The following is a 17,453-nucleotide window of genomic DNA, read 5'->3' on the forward strand; positions in this document are numbered from 1 at the left end:
CGGAGAGGTCCTACAGAGATCTCGTACCCTTCGCCGTTCACGGGAGCAGAGCGATCATCTGAGGCCTCGCCGGCATCGCGTGGATGAACCTTCACACGGCTGCAGCCGACAACGCGTCGCGGATCACCTCGGATCGAGTTTTGCCTTCGCGTTCCGCACGGGCGTCGAGCGCCGCGATCTCGTCGAGAGTAAGCCGCAGCGCCACGACTTGCGATGGTGCCGCTCCGCGTCCCGGCCGCCCGCGACCGCGCTTCTTGAGAACCTCTGCGTCGTATCCGGCTTCCGCTTCGGCAGACCACGCGGCGATCTGCTCCTCGGTGACCGGACTGCCGTTGATGGTTTCGCGCGAGATCATATCAATAGTGTTATACGAAAATGCCCGGCCCGCAAGGTCAGTCCTTCTCGGCGGGAGTACCGTCTTCATCCCAGTTCGCGGCGACCTTCTTGCTCGGCTGTACGCGGGGCGGCTCCCCCGGCATCTTCGGGAACTCCGGTGGGAACGGCAGCTCTCCCAGCCCGTTCTCCCTGTCGCGCTCCCACCACTCCAGCAGCGTGTCGATGCGGCCGGGAGAAGCCTGCATCGTCGCCCAAGGGTCACCGAACTCCTCGAGGCGCTTCGGGATGCTGCGCACCGTGAACGTGCGCGGATCCAAGCCGTCGAGCTCCTCCCACTGCACCGGCGTCGAGACCGTCGCCCCCGGCAGCGCGCGCGGGCTGTAGGCGCCGGCCATCGTCCGGTCGCGGTTGGCCTGGTTGAAGTCGACGAAGATCCGCTCCCCGCGCTCCTCCTTCCACCAGTTCGTGGTGACCTGCTCCGGCATCCGCCGCTCCAGTTCGCGCCCGGCCGCGATCACGCCGTGCCGCACATCCAGGAACTCGTGGGTCGGCTCGATGGGAGCGAAGACATGCAGACCGCGGTTGCCGCTGGTCTTGGCGAACGCCTCGAGTCCCGCCTCGCGCAGCACCTCGCGCAGCGTGTGCGCCGCGGTCACGGCATCCGCGAAGTCCGTGCCCGGCTGCGGGTCGAGGTCGATGCGCAGTTCGACCGGGTTGTCGGCGTCGGTCGCCAGCGACGCCCAGGGGTGGAACACGATCGTGTTCATCTGCACAGCCCAGACGATCGCGCTCGCCCTGTTGAGCACGATCTGCGGATGCTGACGTCCGCTGTTGTACGTGACAGTGACGGCGTCGACGAAGTCGGGCGTCCCCTTGGGCGGGTTCTTCGAGAAGAAGCCCTCGGCGGGCGGTCCATCGGACGCGCCGACGCCGTCGCGGAAGCGCTCGAGCGACACCGGACGGTTGCCGTTGGCCGCGAGGAAGGGAACCGCAACGAGCTGGGCGTACTCGGCCAACTCCGCCTTCGTGATGCCGAGATCGGGCCACACCACCCGGTTCGGGCTCGAGAGGGCCACATCGCGCTCTCCGTCGGAGTCGGCGATGGTCAGGGTCACACGTTCTGAGGCCATGCTCCGACCCTAGAGCGATGCCCCGACCGACGGAACCCCGCACCGCGGGGGCCACCGGCTCAGGTACCGTTCAGTCGCCGAGGGCGACAGCCAGCGCGAGAACCGGGGTGAGCGCATCCCGCTCGACGACGATCGACGGACCCGCGGAGTCGACGATCACGCCCGCCATGTCGGAATGGCTCGACAGGACCTTCGCCAGCTGCTCCGGCTCGAACGGCAGCGGTCGGTCTCCGCGGCCCAGCGCGATCACCTCGAGGGGGTGGGAGAACAGCTGCAGGAAGCGGCGCCCGTCGGTGGTCTGCGCCTCGGCGATACCGGCCTGGCCGCTGCCGTCACCCTCGTTCACGGCGACCCACATCCGCTTCACCGCGAGCGCTTCACCGACCTTGAGCGTCGAGTCCTGCTCGCGCGGAGCGGCGAGGATCGTCTTGACGGTCATGTCGACGTCGGCCTGCTCGAGCGTCTTCTGCAGCAGATCGGTGGGGAACACCACGCGATGCGGGGCGGAGGCGTTGTCGACGATGAGGCCGGCGAAGTCACCGGACACGACCTGCTGGAGCACGGACGTCACCGGCTGCGCGACGGCAGAGGTCGCGGCGGGGTCGGCTTCGAGCTGCACCGAGTCGCGCACGGCACGGGCCGAGCTGAACGCCAGCATGAACTGCCGGTCGTCGTTGTCGCGCACGACCGCGACCGACAGCGGCTTTCCCTCGCTGATCTGCGCACGCGCGTCGCCGTTCACGCGGATGTAGAGGTGGCCCTGGAGCGCCTGACGCATCACACCGAGGAGCTGGTCGTTGCTCGCGCCCGCCTCGATCTCGGTGAGAGCCTCGCGGAGCAGCACGTTGTCCTTCATCCCAGCGACGGTCTCGGTCTGCTCGGGCGGCAGGGGCGAGGCGAGCGGAAGACGCCGTTCCTCGGGAGCTGCGGGCTGCGCAGGCGGAGCGGGCTGCACCGGACGCGGGTCCGCGGCTGCTGCCTCGGGCTGCGCATCGGAGGTCGGCAGCGCGACCTCGGGTCCGGCCTGGGCGCCGACGCCACGGAACGCCTGCACCGAGATGCCGATCGACGGCGCCTCGACGGGCTGCTCGACCTCGGTCACGGCATGATCGGCGTTCACGGCATCCGACCCGGTCGCGGTCTCCTCTGCGTCGGGCGCGGGGGTGACGGCATCGTCTGCGGACTTCTTGCGGCGGGAGAAGAGGGCCATAATCAGCCAGCCTAACCGGCATTCCCCCGCGCGCTCCGCCGGTGACCGGCGCGCGGCGCGGGCTAGATCTTCTCGATCGGCGCGACCTTGATGAGGAGCTTCTTCTGCCCCGCCGAGTCGAACCGCACGTGGGCGATGCGCTTCGCACCCTCGCCGGTCACGGCATCCACCCGCCCTTCGCCGAAGTCGACGTGACGGATGCGGTCGCCCGCCGTGAGCTCGAGGTCGCCGTTGTCGCGCATCTTGGCCGTGACCCGGTTGGGGAACTTGTCCATCGCGGTCGACAGCGGCTTCAGGGAGTCGCGACCGGGCAGCGCCTTGACGGCGAACCGGTCGCTGGAGCCGGAACCGCCGAACCCGCCCTGGCGACGGGCGTTGAGCGCCCGCGACTGCATGCCCCCGCGGGAGTTCACATCTCCCGGCGACTGCCGCCAGTCGATGAGGTTCGCCGGGATCTCCTGCAGGAAGCGGCTGGGCATCGCCACGGTGACCTCGCCGAACTGCGCTCTCGTCATGGCGAGCGACAGGTGCAGCCGCTTGCGCGCCCGTGTGATGCCGACGTAGAAGAGGCGTCGCTCCTCCTGCGGCCCACCGGGCTCTCCCGCCGAGATGCGGTGCGGGATCAGATCTTCCTCGACACCCGTGACGAAGACGGCGTCGTATTCGAGGCCCTTCGCCGTGTGCATGGTCATGAGAGAGACCGACCCGGACTCGTCGTCGAGGTCGTCGGCATCGGACACCAGCGCGACCTCGGTGAGGAAGTCGACGATCGTGCCCTCGGGGTTGTTGCGGGCGAAGTCGCGGGCGACGGCCACGAACTCGTCGAGGTTCTCGACACGGGCCTCGTCCTGCGGGTCGCGGCTGGCGCGCAGCGCGTCGAGGTAGCCGCTCTTGCCGAGCAGCACGCCCAGACCATCAGCCACGCTCGTGGGGGGCGGCACCTCGCCGGTGGCGGGAGTCAGGATCGCGGCGGCTTCGGCGAGCACGGCGTCGAGCTGCCCGATCGCCGCCTGGATCTTCGGTCCGACCCCGAGCTGACCCGGCATCGACAGCGCGTCGCGGAAGCTGATGCCGTGGTCTTCGGCGAACCGGGCGATGGCCGTCTCGGTCACATCTCCGATGCCGCGCCGCGGCTTGTTCAGGATGCGTCGCACCGACATCTCATCGGCCGGGTTCGCGACCGCGACCAGGTAGGCGAGTGCGTCCTTGATCTCGGCGCGGTCGTAGAACTTGGTGCCGCCCATGATCTTGTAGGGCACCGCGGAGCGGATGAAGATCTCTTCCAGCGCACGGGACTGCGAGTTCGTGCGGTAGAACACGGCCATCTCGGAGTACGGCATGCCCGCACGGTGCAGCGCCTCGACCTCGTCGGCGACGAACTGCGCCTCGTCGTGCTGCGAGTAGCCGGTGAAGCCGATGATGGCGTCGCCGTCGCCCTTGTCGCTCCAGAGCTTCTTGTCCTTGCGGTCGAAGTTGTTGCCGATCACCGCGTTCGCGGCGGAGAGGATGTTCTGCGTCGACCGGTAGTTCTGCTCGAGCAGCACCACGCGGGCGCCCGGGAAGTCACGTTCGAACTCGCTGATGTTGCGGATGTCGGCGCCGCGGAAGGCGTAGATCGACTGGTCGGAGTCGCCGACCACGGTGAGCGAGGCGCCCGGTTCGCCGGCGTCCGCCGTGGGCGCGGGATCGGGCTCGAAGATCATCATGCCGTTCGAGGCATACGGGTCGGGGGCCGATCCCGCGGCGCCCGAGACGGGGCGCGTGAGCTCGTGGATCAGCGAGTACTGCGCGTGGTTCGTGTCCTGGTACTCGTCGACGAGGATGTGTCGGAACCGGCGTCGGTAGGTGTCGGCGACCTGCGGGAACGCTCGGAACAGGTAGACGGTCTGGCCGATGAGGTCGTCGAAGTCGAAGGCGTTGGCTTTCTGCAACTGCCGCTGGTAATCGGCGAAGACCTCGACGAAGACCCGCTCGGCCGGGTCGCTCATGTTGGCCTGGCGGGCATACGACTCGGCGTCGGACAGCTCGTTCTTCAGCTTGGAGATGCGCGACTGCACGGATGCCGGGGTGAGCCCGTAGGCGTCGGCCTCGTGCTCCTTGACCAGGCGCTTCAGCAGCGCGCGCGAGTCGCCGGAATCATAGATCGTGAACGACTTCGTGTAGCCGAACTGCTGGGCCTCGCGGCGCAGGATGCGGACGCAGGCGGAGTGGAACGTCGAGATCCACATGCCGCGCGCGGCGTCGCCGATCAGTCCTTCGACGCGCTCCCGCATCTCGCCGGCCGCCTTGTTCGTGAACGTGATCGCGAGGATCTGGCTCGGCCAGGCTTCGCGCCCGCGGAGCAGCGAGGCGATGCGGCGGGTGAGCACGCTCGTCTTGCCCGATCCGGCGCCCGCGACGATGAGGAGTGCGGGCCCGCGATAGGTGACGGCCTCGAGCTGTTGCGGGTTCAGGCCGGCGAGGAGATCGTCCTGCCCCGGGGCCCCGGAGGAGCGGGGGCCGACGGATCCGGGGACGATGAGAGGAGCTTCGGTCATGGCCTTATGAGTCTAGGCGTCGGCACCGACACTGCGGCACGAGGATGCCCCAGCCGAGGCGGCTGCGATGGGGTGCGCGGGACGACCCGCGCACCCCATCGATCTCAGACGGTGCGCGTGCGGCGTCGGACCGCCACCCCTCCCGCGACCAGGAGCATCAGCGCCAGCGCGATCGCGGCGACGGGGAACTCGGCACCGGTCGCGGCCAGACCACCCGCTCCGTCGGCGACACGGATGTCCGCCCAGCCGAGCAACACTCCATCGGCGTCGTACACCGCGATCCGATGCGCACCCAGCGCGGCATCGGTCGGTACCGTCACGGTGATCGCCCCTGCCGCGGACAGCGCGCCTGTCGCGAGCTGCACCGGGTCGGAGTACATCCACACCGCGATGTCCTCTCCCGCCGCGTCCGCGCCGACGGTGACCGTGACCTTCTGACCGCGGGTGGCGACCGCGGGATCGACCGTCACGCCGTTGCGGTTGCCGTCGACCAGGTCCGTGCCGGGCAGCGGCGGGTTCTGGCCACCCGGGTTCTCCCCACCGGGGTTCTCGCCGCCCGGGTTCTCCCCGTCGACGCCCGGAAGCGTGCCGGTGCGCAGCGACTCGGAGGCGAAGCCGTCGGCGAACCACCATACCGGACGCTGACCGTCGACCGAGAGCGAGGCCGGCGCGGTCGCGAAGCCCTCGTTGTTGATGTCGGGCATGCCGGCAGGACGCGCGTACTGGACGATGCCCGGCTGGGCGGTGCCGTTGAGGGTGATCTCGGCCGAACGGCCCTGACAGCCGTCGTCGCAGACGGCCCACAGCGTGCCGCGCACGCTGTCGTAGTCGAGAGCCATCACGCCGGCGAGCCCGGGAGCGACCTCCGAGACCAGCGTCGCGGTCCCGTCACCGCGGAGGGCGAAGGCGTACACGTGGCCGTTGTCCTCGACCGCCACCAGGAACAGTCCGTCACCGTGGCCGGCATAGTCGGTGGGCTTGTACGCCGCACCGGTGTTGTCGTCGAAGAGCTTTCCGGCGAGCGCGGCATCCGGCACCCACTGCACGGCCTCCATGCCGAGGTTCGCCCCGACGGAGGGCAGCAGCGCGGTGAGGTCCCATTCCTGCTGGGCGACGAGGTCCCCGTCCGACGCCTCCGGGTCGACCTTCAGCACCTTGTTCTGGTTCACCCCCTTGGCACCGTTGTCGCGCTCCGAGGCCACGTACACGAAGCCGTCTCCGTCGACCGTGATGCCCTCGGTGTCCGGACCTGCGGCACCCGCATCCGCGGCGTCCTTCTGGAAGCGGACCCGCTTGCCCGCATCCCAGCCGTCGACCTTCTCGACCGAGCCGTCGGCGTGCGCCTCGAGCTTCCAGATGCGCCCCTCGCCGTTGTCGACCGCCCAGAGGAACGCGCCGTCGGCGGTCTCCTGCACGTCGAGCCCCGAGCTGTCCTCGAGGAACGTCGGGATGCTGTCGAGCACGCGGACCTCGGCCGACCCGGGCCACGGCGAGACGGTGACCTCGCCGGCGCAGACGTTCGCGGCGCCCTTCGAGGACGCGGTCGTCGCGGCGAAGGCACCCGTCGTGTCGGGGCAGCGCCCCCAGGTGATGGCTGCGTGTCCCTCGCCCCAGCTGGTCTCGTCGACGAGCAGCTCGCCGTCGAACAGCCGCACCGCGTCGCCGCCGCCCAGGCCGAAGCCGAGCTGCTCGCGCTCGATCACGAGGTACTCCCCCGCGCCGATGCGGGTTCCGGCCGGGATCGAATAGGCGTGGGTGTCGTCGTCGTCCTTCACCACGATGCCCGAGACGTCGAGGGCCGCGTCGGTCGGGTTCACGAGCTCCACCCAGTCGTCGGGCGAGCCGCCGTCGGACTCGACCTCGTTGAGGCGCACCGGATTGCCGCAGGCGTTGCGCAGCCCCTTGGTCGAGACCGCGACATCGACGAAGTCGCCGGAGCCGTCGGCGCAGCGCGCCAGCACGCCCGCAGCGTGGGCGGTGTAGACGTGCTCGTCGACGGTGTTGCCGTTCGCATCGCGGACCGTCACGGTGTCGCCGTTGCCGAGACCGAAGACGAAGTTCGCCGGCTGGTCGAAGACGAAGTATGCGCCCGGCTGCAACGTCGTGCCGGCCGGCAGCGGTGTGGTCTCACCCGCATGACCGCTGGGGTCGCTGTCCATGACGCTCCAGCCCGACAGATCGACGGCCGTGCTGCCGGTGTTCGCGACCTCGACCCAGTCGGTGGTGTCGCCGTTCGACTCGATCTCGTTGATCACGACGTCGGGCATGACGCACGAGTTGGCGGCTCCGGGCGTCGAATGAGCGAGCACGAACGCGCCGACACCGTCCGGGCAGCGTGCGAGCGTGGCGGCGGAGAAGTCTCCGTCGATCGCCGCGTGCCCCTCCCACGGGAGGGTGTCGTCGATCTGCGCTGCTGCCGCGTCGAACAGGCGGATGCGGTCGGCGCTGCCGATGCCGATGGGGTCGCGGAACGCGGCCTCGGCTCCTCCGACGAGACCGATCGTGCCCTCATCGACGACGAGGAACTCGCCCGCTCCGATCTGCGTGCCGGCCAGGAACTGCCAGCGGTGGTCGTCGGAGTTGTCGCGGATCTCGTAGCCCGAGATGTCGAGCGCCTCGGTTCCGGGGTTGTAGAACTCGACCCAGTCGGCGGGCTGCGAGTCGACCTCGTTGATCACGATGGAGCCGGCGACGGGAGCGACCGTGCAGTCGTTCGCTGCGCCGGGGGTCGCCGTCGTGGCATGCGCCCACTCGCCCGTGCCGTCGGCGCACCGGGCCCACACCGACAGCGGCGCGGTGTTCTCGTAGGCATAGGAGTCGGCCTCGGCGCCGCTCGGGTCGAAGAGCACGACCTCGTCGCCCTTGCCGAGTCCGAACGGGAAGTCGACGTCCTTCACGAGGACGAGGAACTCGCCGGGAGCGAGCGACGTGCCCTCCGGAGCCTCCCCGAAGCTGTCGCGCTTCTCGTCGGCGACCTTCCAGTCGGCGAGATCGACCGTCTCGGTGCCCGCGTTGTAGATCTCGATCTGGTCGGCGAGGCCGGTCGCCGCGTCGTCGTAGACGATCTCGTTGAGCACGAGGCTCGGCGCGGCCGAGACCTTCTCCGCCGGGCGGATGCCGGGAGAGGCGCCGATGGCGGCGGCGGGAGTGGCGAGCAGGGCGGCGGCGCTCAGTGCGCACACCGCCGCGACCGCGGCTGCGGATTGCAGGCGGGGCATGGAGGACTCCTGGGGGTCGGCCGGCAGGCCCCAGGCGGGGCCCGACCGGACTCAGTCGGGTACCAGCCCAGACCACCGATCCCGCGTGGCCGCGAAGAATCCCTCCGGTGCACGGAAGGTGAACGGGAGGTGGCGACTTCCCGTTCCCCTTCCGTTCTCACATCCTCAGGCGATGCGGGTGCCCGGCGGCAGACGCTTCGCGGGCGTCCGCGTACGCGCCCATGCCCCGGCGAACAGCGAGCCGGCGATGACGATCTGCACGCCGAGTCCCACGAACCAGCTGGGCACCGACGAGTCCATGATCTCCTCCGGCGTGCGGTAGCCGCCGTTCGGGTCGCACTCGTCCCAGCGCTGTTCGAGCGGCGACTGCTGCGCGCTGCGCACGCCGAGCTTGATCTGGCCGAACAGGTCGACCGGGTACCCCTCGGGCGAGAACTCCGTGGGGGTCGCATCGGCGAGCACGACGAACGGGTTGGCCGACAGCGCCCACCAGACGTAGTCGAATCGCGGCACCTCGTAGGTGGTGCCGACCTCCCACTCGTCGCAGATGGGGGCGCCGTTCGCGTCGTACGGGCGCGAGTATGTCGTCGCCTCGCTGCGCACGGCCATGCCGCCCAGCCCGAAGGCGATGAGCGTGCCGAACACGAGGCCGGCGACCACGAGATACGTCGCCGCGACCGAGAACAGCGGGCGGGCGATGAGCCCGCTCAGGCCGACGCCGATGGCCGCGACCACGATGATCTCGACCGCGAGCACGAGCAGCGAGACCAGCAGCACGAGCGCATCCGCTCCCCCGCCCAGGAGCGACAGGGCGAGGAACGGCACGGCGACCAGCAGGAAGGCGCCGCCGGTCGCGATGGCGGCGAGGAGCTTGCCGAGCATGATGTCGCCGGTCGACGCCGCAGTCACCTGGACCGCGGCAAGGGTCGCCGCATCACGGTCGCCGTTGATCGCGTTGCCGCTGAGGGTCGGCGACACCAGCACGACCAGCAGCAGCACGATGTTGACGACGATGGAGTAGACGCCGGCACCGACGAAGTCGCCCCAGGAGTACACGGCGAAGGCGAGCCCGGTGACCCCGAGCAGGATGAGCGCGAAGACACCCAGCAGGACGTACCACCCGACGCTCCGCAGCCGCTGGGTCAGTTCGAGTCGGGCGATGATCCCGATGTTCGCGAGGCTCATGCTCCCGTCTCCGTTCCGGTCGGTGCTGCGGGGGCGGGTGGCGCCGGTGGTGCGGCGGGTGGCGCGGGTGGTGCAGCGGGCGAAGAGGGTGCCGGCGGTGCCGGATGCTGCGGGGCGAAAGCGGCGGCTTGCGGCAGCGGCGCATGCGACAGGTTGAGGAACGTGTGCTCCAGATCGCTCTGCGCCGGGGCGAACTCCGCTACCGGCAGGCCCGCTTCGACGAGCGTGCGCAATGACTGCGCCGCCGCATCCTCACCCGCGAATCCGACGAGTACCGCTCCGCGATCCGTGGCGAGGGAGTCCGGGGACAGGCCGAGGTTCGATGCCACCTGCCAGGTGTCGGCGTTCAGACGTTCCGGCGTCGCGCCGGCCAGGCGCACGCGCCACGCGCGCACAGAGGTCTGCAGGGGAGCCGCGTCCACCACGGCACCGGCCACGAGGAAGACCGAATCGTCGACCACCTCTTCCAACTCCGAGAGGATGTGGCTCGAGATCAGCACCGTGCGCCCCTCGGCGGCCAGGCGACGCAGCAGCTCGCGCAGTTGGACACGCGCCTCGGGGTCGAGTCCGGATGCCGGCTCGTCGAGAAGCAGCACCTGGGGGTCGTGCACGAGGGCGCGGGCGAGGCCGAGCTTCTGCTTCTGTCCCCGCGACAGCACCTTCGCGGGCGAGTCCGCGAGCTCCCCAAGCCCGACGAGTGTGAGCAGCTGCTGCGCCCGCGCGGCGGCGTCCGGCTTCTCGATGCCGTACAGGCGGGCGGTGGTGACGATGGTCTCCCGCGCCGTGAGCGACGGCCAGGCGCCGAGTGCGTCCGGCATCCAGCCCAGCAGACGCCGAGCCGCGAGCGGGTCGACCGACGGGTCGACGCCGCCGATGCTGATCGTCCCGCTGTCCGGGGCGAGGAGTGAGGCGAGCATGAGGAGCAGCGTCGTCTTGCCCGCCCCGTTCGGCCCGACCAGCCCGGTCACGCGGCCCGGCTCGGCTCGCAGGGTGGCCCCTCGCACCGCCTGCACCGTTCCGAACGCTCTACTGACGTCTTGCACCACGATTCCGGTCATGCGGTCAGTCTGGCATCCGGACCGCCGCGCGCCCGGGACCTCGGGGCGGATGCTCAGACACCGAGCCGCACGGGTGACACAATCTCCCCATGCGCACGATCCTCAACATCATCTGGGTCATCCTGGCCGGATGGGCCCTGTTCCTCGGGTACGTCCTGGCCGGCATCCTGCTGTGCATCCCGATCATCACGATCCCGTGGGCGATCGCCTCGTTCCGTATCGCCGCCTACGCGATCTGGCCGTTCGGGCGCGAGGTCATCAGCAAGCCGACGGCCGGCGTCGGCTCGTTCCTCGGCAACGTCCTGTGGGTGGTCCTCGCCGGCTGGTGGCTCGCGATCGGGCACATCGTCTCCGGCATCCTGCTGTGCGTCACGATCATCGGCATCCCGATGGGCATCGCCGACTTCAAGATGGTTCCGATCTCGCTCATGCCGCTCGGCAAGGAGATCGTCTCCACCCGTCGCGGCGCGTTCGACCGCACTCTCTGACCCGGCCGCTGCCTACACTGGGGCGATGGATGCCGCCCGCCTGATCGCCTGGGATCACGAGCTCCGCTCGGCGCACTCGCGCCTGCGCGCGGCGCTCGCCGCCACCCGTGAGGCCCTCGATCAGGGCGGCTCGGCACCCGATGCCACGTCCGAGCTCGTGCTCTACTGCATCGGCTTCTGCGCGGCTCTCGACGGCCACCACGGCGCCGAGGACCGCATGCTCTTCCCCGCGCTGCGCACGGAGCATCCCGAACTCGGTGGCGTGATCGACAAGCTCATGCAGGACCACTCGATGCTCGCCCACCTGCTCGGCTCGCTGCGCACCGCGGCGGAGCGGGGAGATGATGCGCCCACCATCGCCGGACACCTCGACGGCATCGCCGCGATCATGGAGTCGCACTTCCGGTTCGAGGAGCGCGAGATCCTCGAACCGCTGCGCGCACTAGCGCTCGACGGCGACGTGAAGACCGTCCTCGGTCCGCTCTGACCCGCGGCGGCCGGAAGACACCTCCGCTCAGCTGCGGAAGAACGCGACGCCCAGATCGGGATGGTCCACGAACACGCCGTCGACGCCCTGGCGCGCGATGACGCCCCACTCCGACTCGTAGTCCCCGAACGCCGAGCGCCCTCCCGAGCCGCGGAACTCCGGCGACAGGAACGCGTTCTCCGGCCGGCACGTCCACGTGAAGACCGCGAGGCCGCGCGCATGCGCATCCGCGACGATCGTGTTGCCGCGGTCGAGCAGCATCTTCTTGTTGACGCTGATGCCGTCGACACGTCCGACGAGGCCGTCGAGCCCCTGCGGGGTGACGGTCGCCTTGTACGTGAGCGCCTGCTTGCCCTCGGCCACCAGCCGGTCGTACGGGCGACCGGTCGCCTCGATCAGGTAGATGTACGACGCCGCGACGCCGCGCTCCCGCAGCTGCCCGAGCACCGTCGACTCGAAGCACTCGATCACCAGCGGCAGCTCTCCGTCGGCCCACCCCGCATCCCGCAGCTCACGCTCGATCAGCGGAGCCAGGTCGAGGCCGATGCTCGCGAAGTAGGTGGCGTGCTTGACCTCGAGCACCACGCCGATCTCCCGCCCGTGCTCGGTCGAACCGTCGCGCACGATGTCGAGCACGTCACGCAGGCGGAGGATGGCCTGCGAGTCGTCGAAGCTCGCGCTCGAGACCCGCACCTCGGGCAGCCGCTCGCGCCCGCGCAGAGTCGACAGCTCCGCCCAGGTGAAGTCCTCGGTGAACCAACCGGTCAGCGCCTGTCCGTCGACGCGCTTGGTCGTCTTTCGGTCGGCGAACTCCGGATGCAGGGCGACGTCGGTCGTGCCCGAGATCTCGTTCTCATGCCGCACGACGAGGACGCCGTCCTTCGTGGCCACGACGTCGGGTTCCACGGCATCCACTCCCATGGCGAGCGCGAGCTCGTAGGAGGAGCGGCTGTGCTCCGGTCGATAGCCGGGCGCACCGCGGTGCCCGATGACGAGGGGTGATTTCCTGGGCACGCTCTCAGCGTAGAACACGCCTGGAGCGCCATCGCCCGAGTATCGTGGAGGAAAGAGACCTACAACCCCCTTTGGAGTGAGGCCCACCAATGAGCAACTTCGCTTTCAACAACCCTGCTTTCCAGCAGCAGGACCCGCGCAATGTCGCGACCTACCCGGGCGGACCTCAGGCTGCTCAGGGCGCGCAGAACGCCTCGCTCCAGCACGGGGCGATGGATGTCGCGGCCAACGCGCAGCTCGAGGGCATGTACGCCGCCCCGCCTGCCGGTGCGATCGAGACCGACCGGATGTCCGTCGAGGACACCGTCTGGAAGACCGCCGGCCTGTTCGCCATCCTGCTCGTCACCGCAGCCATCGGCTGGGTGTGGACGCTCGGTGGGATCGACGCTCCGCCGTACAACCCCCAGAACCCGGCGCCCGTCAACATGATGCCGTGGATCATCGGTGCGCTCGGCGGCTTCGTGCTCGCGATGGTCATCACCTTCACCTCGCGCAAGAAGGTGCGCCCCGCGCTGATCTTCGCCTACGCCGCGCTCGAAGGCCTCTTCATCGGTGGCATCTCGGCGTTCTTCGAGGTCATCTACCCCGGCATCGTGTTCCAGGCCACCCTCGCGACCGTCTCGGTCGTCGGCGTGACCCTGGCCCTCTTCGCAAGCGGCAAGATCCGCGCGTCGAAGAAGGCGACCAAGATCTTCATGATCGCGATGATCGGCTACCTGGTCTTCTCGCTGCTGAACCTCGTCCTCATGTGGACCGGCGTCCTGCCGCAGGATCAGGCGTTCGGCATGCTCAGCGCCACCATCATGGGCATCCCGCTCGGCGTCATCATCGGCGTCCTCGTCGTGATCATGGCCGCGTACTCGCTGGTGCTCGACTTCGACCAGATCCAGCAGGGTGTCCGCAACGGCGCTCCCCGCCAGTACGGGTGGCTCGGCGCCTTCGGCATCATGGTCACGGTCGTGTGGCTCTACGTCGAGATCCTGCGCATCATCGCGATCGTCCGCGGCAACAACTGACGCGAACCACCGTTCAAAAGGCCCGTCTCCCCCGTGGAGGCGGGCCTTTTGGCACACCCGGGGAGGTGTGCGCAAGGGGTTGTCGTGCGGTCGCGAAGACCGGCAGTGTGGGTGTCACGAGCCCTGGCCCCCCGGGGCTCCCGACACATAGGAGCTGACCATGAGTTTTCTCGGCTTTCTTCTCCTCGGCCTGATCGCCGGGGCCATCGCCAAGCTGATCCTGCCCGGCAAGCAGGGTGGCGGGTGGTTCATCACCCTCCTTCTCGGTGTCGTCGGCGCCCTGCTCGGCGGCTGGCTCGGCAGCCTGATCCTCAACCGCCCGCTGACCGAGTTCTGGGATCTGGGCACCTGGCTCCTCGCCATCGCCGGTTCGATCATCGTCCTGCTGATCTACGGCCTGATCGCGGGTCGCGGTCAGAAGGTCAACGACTGACGCTTCCCCGAAATCCCACACGCCCGTTCCCTTCGGCAGCCTCGCGCTTCCCGAAGGGGGCGGGTCATTTCTCTGCGCCGGCGGCTTTCCGCTCGAGCAGCGACCGTTCGCGATCGTTGCCCGCGAGGCCGGCGGCGACGGCGAACTCGCTGCGCGCCTCTTCCTCGCGGCCGAGCCGGCGCAGCAGCTCGCCCCTGGTCGCGGGCAGCAGGTGGTACCCGCGCAGCGCTCCCGCGCTCGAGAGCTGATCGATGATGCGCAACGCGGATGCCGGGCCGGTCGCCATCGCGACAGCCGCGGCACGGTTGAGTTCCACCACCGGCGAGGGGGCGATCCGTCCGAGCGCCTCGTAGAGGAGCACGATGCGGTCCCAGTCGGTGTCGTCGACGGATGCCGCCACGGCATGACACTCGGCGATCGCGGCCTGCAGGCAGTAGGCACCGCGACCGCGACCGAGCGCGTCGGCCGTCGCCAGCGCCGATCGACCACGGGTGATGCGCCCGCGATCCCACCGCCCACGGTCTTGATCGGCGAGCAGCACGGGATCGCCGTTCCGGTCCACGCGCGCGGCGAACCGGGCCGCGGTGAGCTCCATCAGCGCCAGCAGGCCGTGCACCTCGGGCTCGCGCGGCATCAGCGCCGCGAGCACCCGGCCCAGACGGATGGCCTCGTCGCTCAGCTCGGGCCGCATCCATTCCGGGCCGCTGCTCGCCGCATGCGCCTCGTTGAAGATCAGGTACAGCACGCCGAGGATGGCGCCCAGACGCGCGGCGTGCTCCTCGCGCGGCGGCACCTCGAACGGCGCGTTCGCCGCCGCGAGGGTCTTCTTCGCCCGCACGATGCGCTGCTGCACGGTCGCCGTCGGTACGAGGAAGGCACGGGCGATCTCCTCGCTCGACAGGCCGCCGACCACCCGCAGCGTCAGGGCGACCTGCGCCTCCTTCGACAGCACCGGATGGCAGGCGATGAAGATCAGGCGCAGCACGTCGTCGTCGACGGCATCCGGGTCCCACAGCACGTCCGGAGACTCGGCCTGATCCCGCTCCAGGTCGCGGGCGAGAGCGGCGACCCGGGCATCCAGGCGCTCCGCGCGGCGCCATCCGTCGATCGCCTTGCGCTTCGCCACCGCCGTGAGCCAGGCCCCCGCGTTGCGCGGCACCCCCTCGACCGGCCACTGCCGGAGCGCATCGACCAGCGCCTCCTGGGCGAGGTCCTCCGCGAGCCCGAAATCGCCGACCATGCGGGTGAGCGCCCCCACGATGCGCGCGGACTCGATGCGCCATACCGCGGCGACCGCGCGCTCCGCCGACCCGTCATCGGGGGCGGAGCGCGCGGCCTCGTCGTTCGCGGATCCGTCCATCACTGCTGTGCGCGCTGGGCCTGCTCCTCGCGCCAGCCGGCTTCCTTCTCGATCCACTCGTTGTCGGCCGGGAAGTCCTCGACGCCGGTGACCCGGCGCACTTCGAGGAACGATCCGGCACCGAGGGGTGCACGGCTCGCCCATTCGGCAGCTTCCTCGCGCGACGAGACCTCGAGGATCCAGAAGCCGTTGAACAGCTCCTTGGTCTCTCCGTAGGGGCCGTCGGTGATGAGCGGCTTCTCGGCGCTGAAGTCGACGACGAAACCCTCGGCGGCATCGGTCAGGCCCTCGCCCGCGACCAGCACGCCGGCCTTCATCATCGACTCGTTGTACTTGCCCATGGCCTCGATGACCTGCTCGAAGGGCATCTCCTTGTATGCCTCGACGGCGGTGTCGTCTGCGCGCATGATGAGCATGAACTTCATGATGTTCTCCTTGTTCGAAGGGCCGTCTCTCGACCCTCTCATTCCAGACGTCGAACGGGAATGCCGCGGATCGACATCGGCGACGGAAATCTTCGAGATTTCTTTCACGGTCGCGAGGAGCCCCTCGTCACGCCGACTCCGGCGCCGAGGAGAGCGGGGGTGTCAGCGACGCGGTGGCGCGGAAGCGACCGCAGCGATCACGGCGGTGAGGGCATCGAGCGAGCGCTCCGGGCTCCACGCCGCAGCGACCGTCGGGGCCTCGGCGCTCAGCGCCGCGAGCCGATCGGGTTCGGTCAACAGGGAACGGATCGCGTCGCCCAGCGCGTCGACGTCTCCGCTCGGCACCAGGGCACCGCCGCCCTGCTGCAGCACGTCGCGGATGCCGTAGCGCACGTCGTACGAGATCACGGGAGTGCCGTGCAGCAGCGCTTCGACCACGCCGAGGGGCTGCCCCTCGAAGGCCGTGGAGGTGACCAGGATCGACGCCCGGTCGAGAACCGTCGCGGGTGAGTCCGTGTATCCGGCGAGCACGACGCGGTCTCCGGCGTCGAGCTCCTCGATCAGAGCGTGCAGGCGCTCCTGCTCCGGGCCGCCGCCCCAGATCTCCATCCGGGCACCGGGCACGTCGGCCGCAAGGAAGGCGCGGATCGCGTGATCGATGCGCTTTCCCGGTGCGAGGCGGCCCAGCACCACGACGAGGCCGTCTTCGCGCAGGTCGTCCCGACCCTCGACGGGAGCGATCGGATTGGGCACGACCGCGTGCAGAGCCGAATCCCCGAACCGGGCCACGACGTCGTCACGCTGCGTGGCGGTGGGCCAGATCACGGCGTCGAACCGGTCAGCAAGGCGGAACCACCGGGTCCAGAGCGTGTTCATGGTCGCGTCCGGCGTGTAGGGCGCCTCGACGTGCATGGTGTGAATGGTGTGGACGATGCGCACCCGCGGATCCGACCAGTCCGCGATGAGCTCTCCGAGCTGGCGAGACTCACAGATCACGATGATCCTGCGATCACCGAAGGCCGCGGTCACGTGCTCGAGCCAAGCTCGATACAGCCCGCGGAAACCGTGCAGGGCGCCGACGACCTCGCCCGCCGCGTCGTACACGAGCACCGGTTCCTCGGTGAGGTGCCAGTCCGGGTTGCCCGGGATCACCGGGAGCGCCGCGAACGGTCGGCCCTCGGCATCCGTCAGCACGCGGTACTCGACGTCGGGATCGGGGGTCACCGCGGCGTCGGCGGCAGCGCGCAGCCAACCTGCCGCTCCGCCATCCGGCGCGACGGCTTCATCGAAGAGGTTGCGCATCCGCGACGGGTCGGTGAGCGCCCCCTGTTCCGCGAACGTCCTGCGGTGGGCAGCGTGATCGGCCGCGGTTCCCGGGTCGAACGTCAGGAGCTGCGGGCCGGCCCCCTCGGCGACGCCGGCACCGGCCAGCTGCCGGGCGCGCGCGAGCGTCGCGATCGTGTACCCGCCGTCCAGACCCGGGATCAACCGGCTGGACAGCACCAGGTACTCGGCGTCGGGCAGAGCCGGCGCCGCATCAGGGAGCATGGCGCTCC

Annotated in this window: 15 protein-coding genes; 4 read left to right on the forward strand and 11 right to left on the reverse strand. The window is 69.8% G+C overall.

Annotation, left to right across the window (positions count from 1 at the left end):
- Positions 1–91 precede the first annotated feature (91 nt).
- The 7 genes from CQ034_RS14445 to CQ034_RS14475 all read right to left on the reverse strand — a co-directional run bounded on the left by CQ034_RS14445 (position 92) and on the right by CQ034_RS14475 (position 10,674).
- A complete protein-coding gene (locus tag CQ034_RS14445) occupies positions 92–355 on the reverse strand; it encodes a ribbon-helix-helix protein, CopG family (protein ID WP_105711589.1) in 264 nt (87 codons plus the stop codon).
- Between the two features lie 37 nt (positions 356–392).
- Entirely contained in the window at positions 393–1,466 is a 1,074-nt protein-coding gene (ligD, locus tag CQ034_RS14450) for a non-homologous end-joining DNA ligase (protein ID WP_105711590.1), read from the reverse strand.
- 70 nt (positions 1,467–1,536) lie between these two features.
- Positions 1,537–2,676 (reverse strand): SseB family protein, encoded by a 1,140-nt coding sequence (locus CQ034_RS14455; RefSeq protein WP_105711591.1) that lies wholly within the window; start codon positions 2,674–2,676, stop codon positions 1,537–1,539.
- Between the two features lie 62 nt (positions 2,677–2,738).
- A complete protein-coding gene (locus CQ034_RS14460) occupies positions 2,739–5,213 on the reverse strand; it encodes an ATP-dependent helicase (RefSeq protein ID WP_105711592.1) in 2,475 nt (824 codons plus the stop codon).
- Positions 5,214–5,317: 104 nt separating this feature from the next.
- On the reverse strand, positions 5,318–8,431 hold the full coding sequence (locus tag CQ034_RS14465) for a lamin tail domain-containing protein (RefSeq protein WP_105711593.1): 3,114 nt from the start codon (positions 8,429–8,431) through the stop codon (positions 5,318–5,320).
- A 165-nt stretch (positions 8,432–8,596) separates the two neighbouring features.
- On the reverse strand, positions 8,597–9,616 hold the full coding sequence (locus tag CQ034_RS14470) for an ABC transporter permease (protein WP_105711594.1): 1,020 nt from the start codon (positions 9,614–9,616) through the stop codon (positions 8,597–8,599).
- Entirely contained in the window at positions 9,613–10,674 is a 1,062-nt protein-coding gene (locus CQ034_RS14475; RefSeq protein ID WP_105711595.1) for an ABC transporter ATP-binding protein, read from the reverse strand. The genes CQ034_RS14470 and CQ034_RS14475 overlap by 4 nt, the downstream gene beginning before the upstream one ends.
- An 89-nt stretch (positions 10,675–10,763) precedes the next feature.
- Between CQ034_RS14475 and CQ034_RS14480 the strand changes: the two genes are divergently transcribed.
- Together CQ034_RS14480 and CQ034_RS14485 are read left to right on the forward strand one after the other, a co-directional pair.
- Positions 10,764–11,162, forward strand: a complete 399-nt coding sequence (locus CQ034_RS14480; protein WP_105711596.1) for a YccF domain-containing protein — start codon at positions 10,764–10,766, stop codon at positions 11,160–11,162.
- Positions 11,163–11,187: 25 nt separating this feature from the next.
- Positions 11,188–11,649: a hemerythrin domain-containing protein gene (locus CQ034_RS14485; protein WP_105711597.1), complete on the forward strand. Its 462-nt coding sequence runs from the start codon at positions 11,188–11,190 to the stop codon at positions 11,647–11,649.
- 27 nt (positions 11,650–11,676) lie between these two features.
- On the opposite strand, the gene CQ034_RS14490 is transcribed toward CQ034_RS14485, so the two are convergent.
- The gene (locus CQ034_RS14490) at positions 11,677–12,663 is read right to left on the reverse strand and encodes a glycerophosphodiester phosphodiesterase family protein (protein ID WP_105711659.1); all 987 of its coding nucleotides are present in this window, start codon (positions 12,661–12,663) and stop codon (positions 11,677–11,679) included.
- An 89-nt stretch (positions 12,664–12,752) separates the two neighbouring features.
- Here CQ034_RS14490 and CQ034_RS14495 point away from each other — a divergent pair, with 89 nt between their 5' ends.
- A complete protein-coding gene (locus CQ034_RS14495; RefSeq protein WP_029262276.1) occupies positions 12,753–13,679 on the forward strand; it encodes a Bax inhibitor-1/YccA family protein in 927 nt (308 codons plus the stop codon).
- A 160-nt stretch (positions 13,680–13,839) separates the two neighbouring features.
- On the forward strand, positions 13,840–14,112 hold the full coding sequence (locus CQ034_RS14500; RefSeq protein ID WP_017203627.1) for a GlsB/YeaQ/YmgE family stress response membrane protein: 273 nt from the start codon (positions 13,840–13,842) through the stop codon (positions 14,110–14,112).
- A gap of 64 nt (positions 14,113–14,176) precedes the next feature.
- Here the strand turns inward: CQ034_RS14500 and CQ034_RS14505 are convergent, their stop codons facing one another.
- From CQ034_RS14505 to CQ034_RS14515, 3 genes are all read right to left on the reverse strand, one after another.
- Positions 14,177–15,472 carry an RNA polymerase sigma factor gene (locus CQ034_RS14505; RefSeq protein WP_105711598.1) on the reverse strand — a complete coding sequence of 432 codons (1,296 nt, stop codon included), beginning with the start codon at positions 15,470–15,472 and terminating at the stop codon, positions 14,177–14,179.
- Positions 15,472–15,897, reverse strand: a complete 426-nt coding sequence (locus CQ034_RS14510; protein WP_029262274.1) for a YciI family protein — start codon at positions 15,895–15,897, stop codon at positions 15,472–15,474. The genes CQ034_RS14505 and CQ034_RS14510 overlap by 1 nt, the downstream gene beginning before the upstream one ends.
- Before the next feature lie 162 nt (positions 15,898–16,059).
- The gene (locus tag CQ034_RS14515; protein WP_105711599.1) at positions 16,060–17,445 is read right to left on the reverse strand and encodes a glycosyltransferase; all 1,386 of its coding nucleotides are present in this window, start codon (positions 17,443–17,445) and stop codon (positions 16,060–16,062) included.
- Positions 17,446–17,453 lie beyond the last annotated feature (8 nt).

It is taken from the genome of Microbacterium sp. MYb45 (genome assembly GCF_002979655.1).
Classification (GTDB): domain Bacteria; phylum Actinomycetota; class Actinomycetes; order Actinomycetales; family Microbacteriaceae; genus Microbacterium.

What these genes read in the sequence shown, in the direction of transcription:
- CQ034_RS14445 (WP_105711589.1), bottom strand. Translation starts at nt 355, where the DNA reads ATGATCTCGCGCGAAACCATCAACGGCAGTCCGGTCACCGAGGAGCAG.
- ligD (WP_105711590.1), bottom strand. Translation starts at nt 1,466, where the DNA reads ATGGCCTCAGAACGTGTGACCCTGACCATCGCCGACTCCGACGGAGAG.
- CQ034_RS14455 (WP_105711591.1), bottom strand. Translation starts at nt 2,676, where the DNA reads ATGGCCCTCTTCTCCCGCCGCAAGAAGTCCGCAGACGATGCCGTCACC.
- CQ034_RS14460 (WP_105711592.1), bottom strand. Translation starts at nt 5,213, where the DNA reads ATGACCGAAGCTCCTCTCATCGTCCCCGGATCCGTCGGCCCCCGCTCC.
- CQ034_RS14465 (WP_105711593.1), bottom strand. Translation starts at nt 8,431, where the DNA reads ATGCCCCGCCTGCAATCCGCAGCCGCGGTCGCGGCGGTGTGCGCACTG.
- CQ034_RS14470 (WP_105711594.1), bottom strand. Translation starts at nt 9,616, where the DNA reads ATGAGCCTCGCGAACATCGGGATCATCGCCCGACTCGAACTGACCCAG.
- CQ034_RS14475 (WP_105711595.1), bottom strand. Translation starts at nt 10,674, where the DNA reads ATGACCGGAATCGTGGTGCAAGACGTCAGTAGAGCGTTCGGAACGGTG.
- CQ034_RS14480 (WP_105711596.1), top strand. Translation starts at nt 10,764, where the DNA reads ATGCGCACGATCCTCAACATCATCTGGGTCATCCTGGCCGGATGGGCC.
- CQ034_RS14485 (WP_105711597.1), top strand. Translation starts at nt 11,188, where the DNA reads ATGGATGCCGCCCGCCTGATCGCCTGGGATCACGAGCTCCGCTCGGCG.
- CQ034_RS14495 (WP_029262276.1), top strand. Translation starts at nt 12,753, where the DNA reads ATGAGCAACTTCGCTTTCAACAACCCTGCTTTCCAGCAGCAGGACCCG.
- CQ034_RS14500 (WP_017203627.1), top strand. Translation starts at nt 13,840, where the DNA reads ATGAGTTTTCTCGGCTTTCTTCTCCTCGGCCTGATCGCCGGGGCCATC.
- CQ034_RS14505 (WP_105711598.1), bottom strand. Translation starts at nt 15,472, where the DNA reads ATGGACGGATCCGCGAACGACGAGGCCGCGCGCTCCGCCCCCGATGAC.
- CQ034_RS14510 (WP_029262274.1), bottom strand. Translation starts at nt 15,897, where the DNA reads ATGAAGTTCATGCTCATCATGCGCGCAGACGACACCGCCGTCGAGGCA.
- CQ034_RS14515 (WP_105711599.1), bottom strand. Translation starts at nt 17,445, where the DNA reads ATGCTCCCTGATGCGGCGCCGGCTCTGCCCGACGCCGAGTACCTGGTG.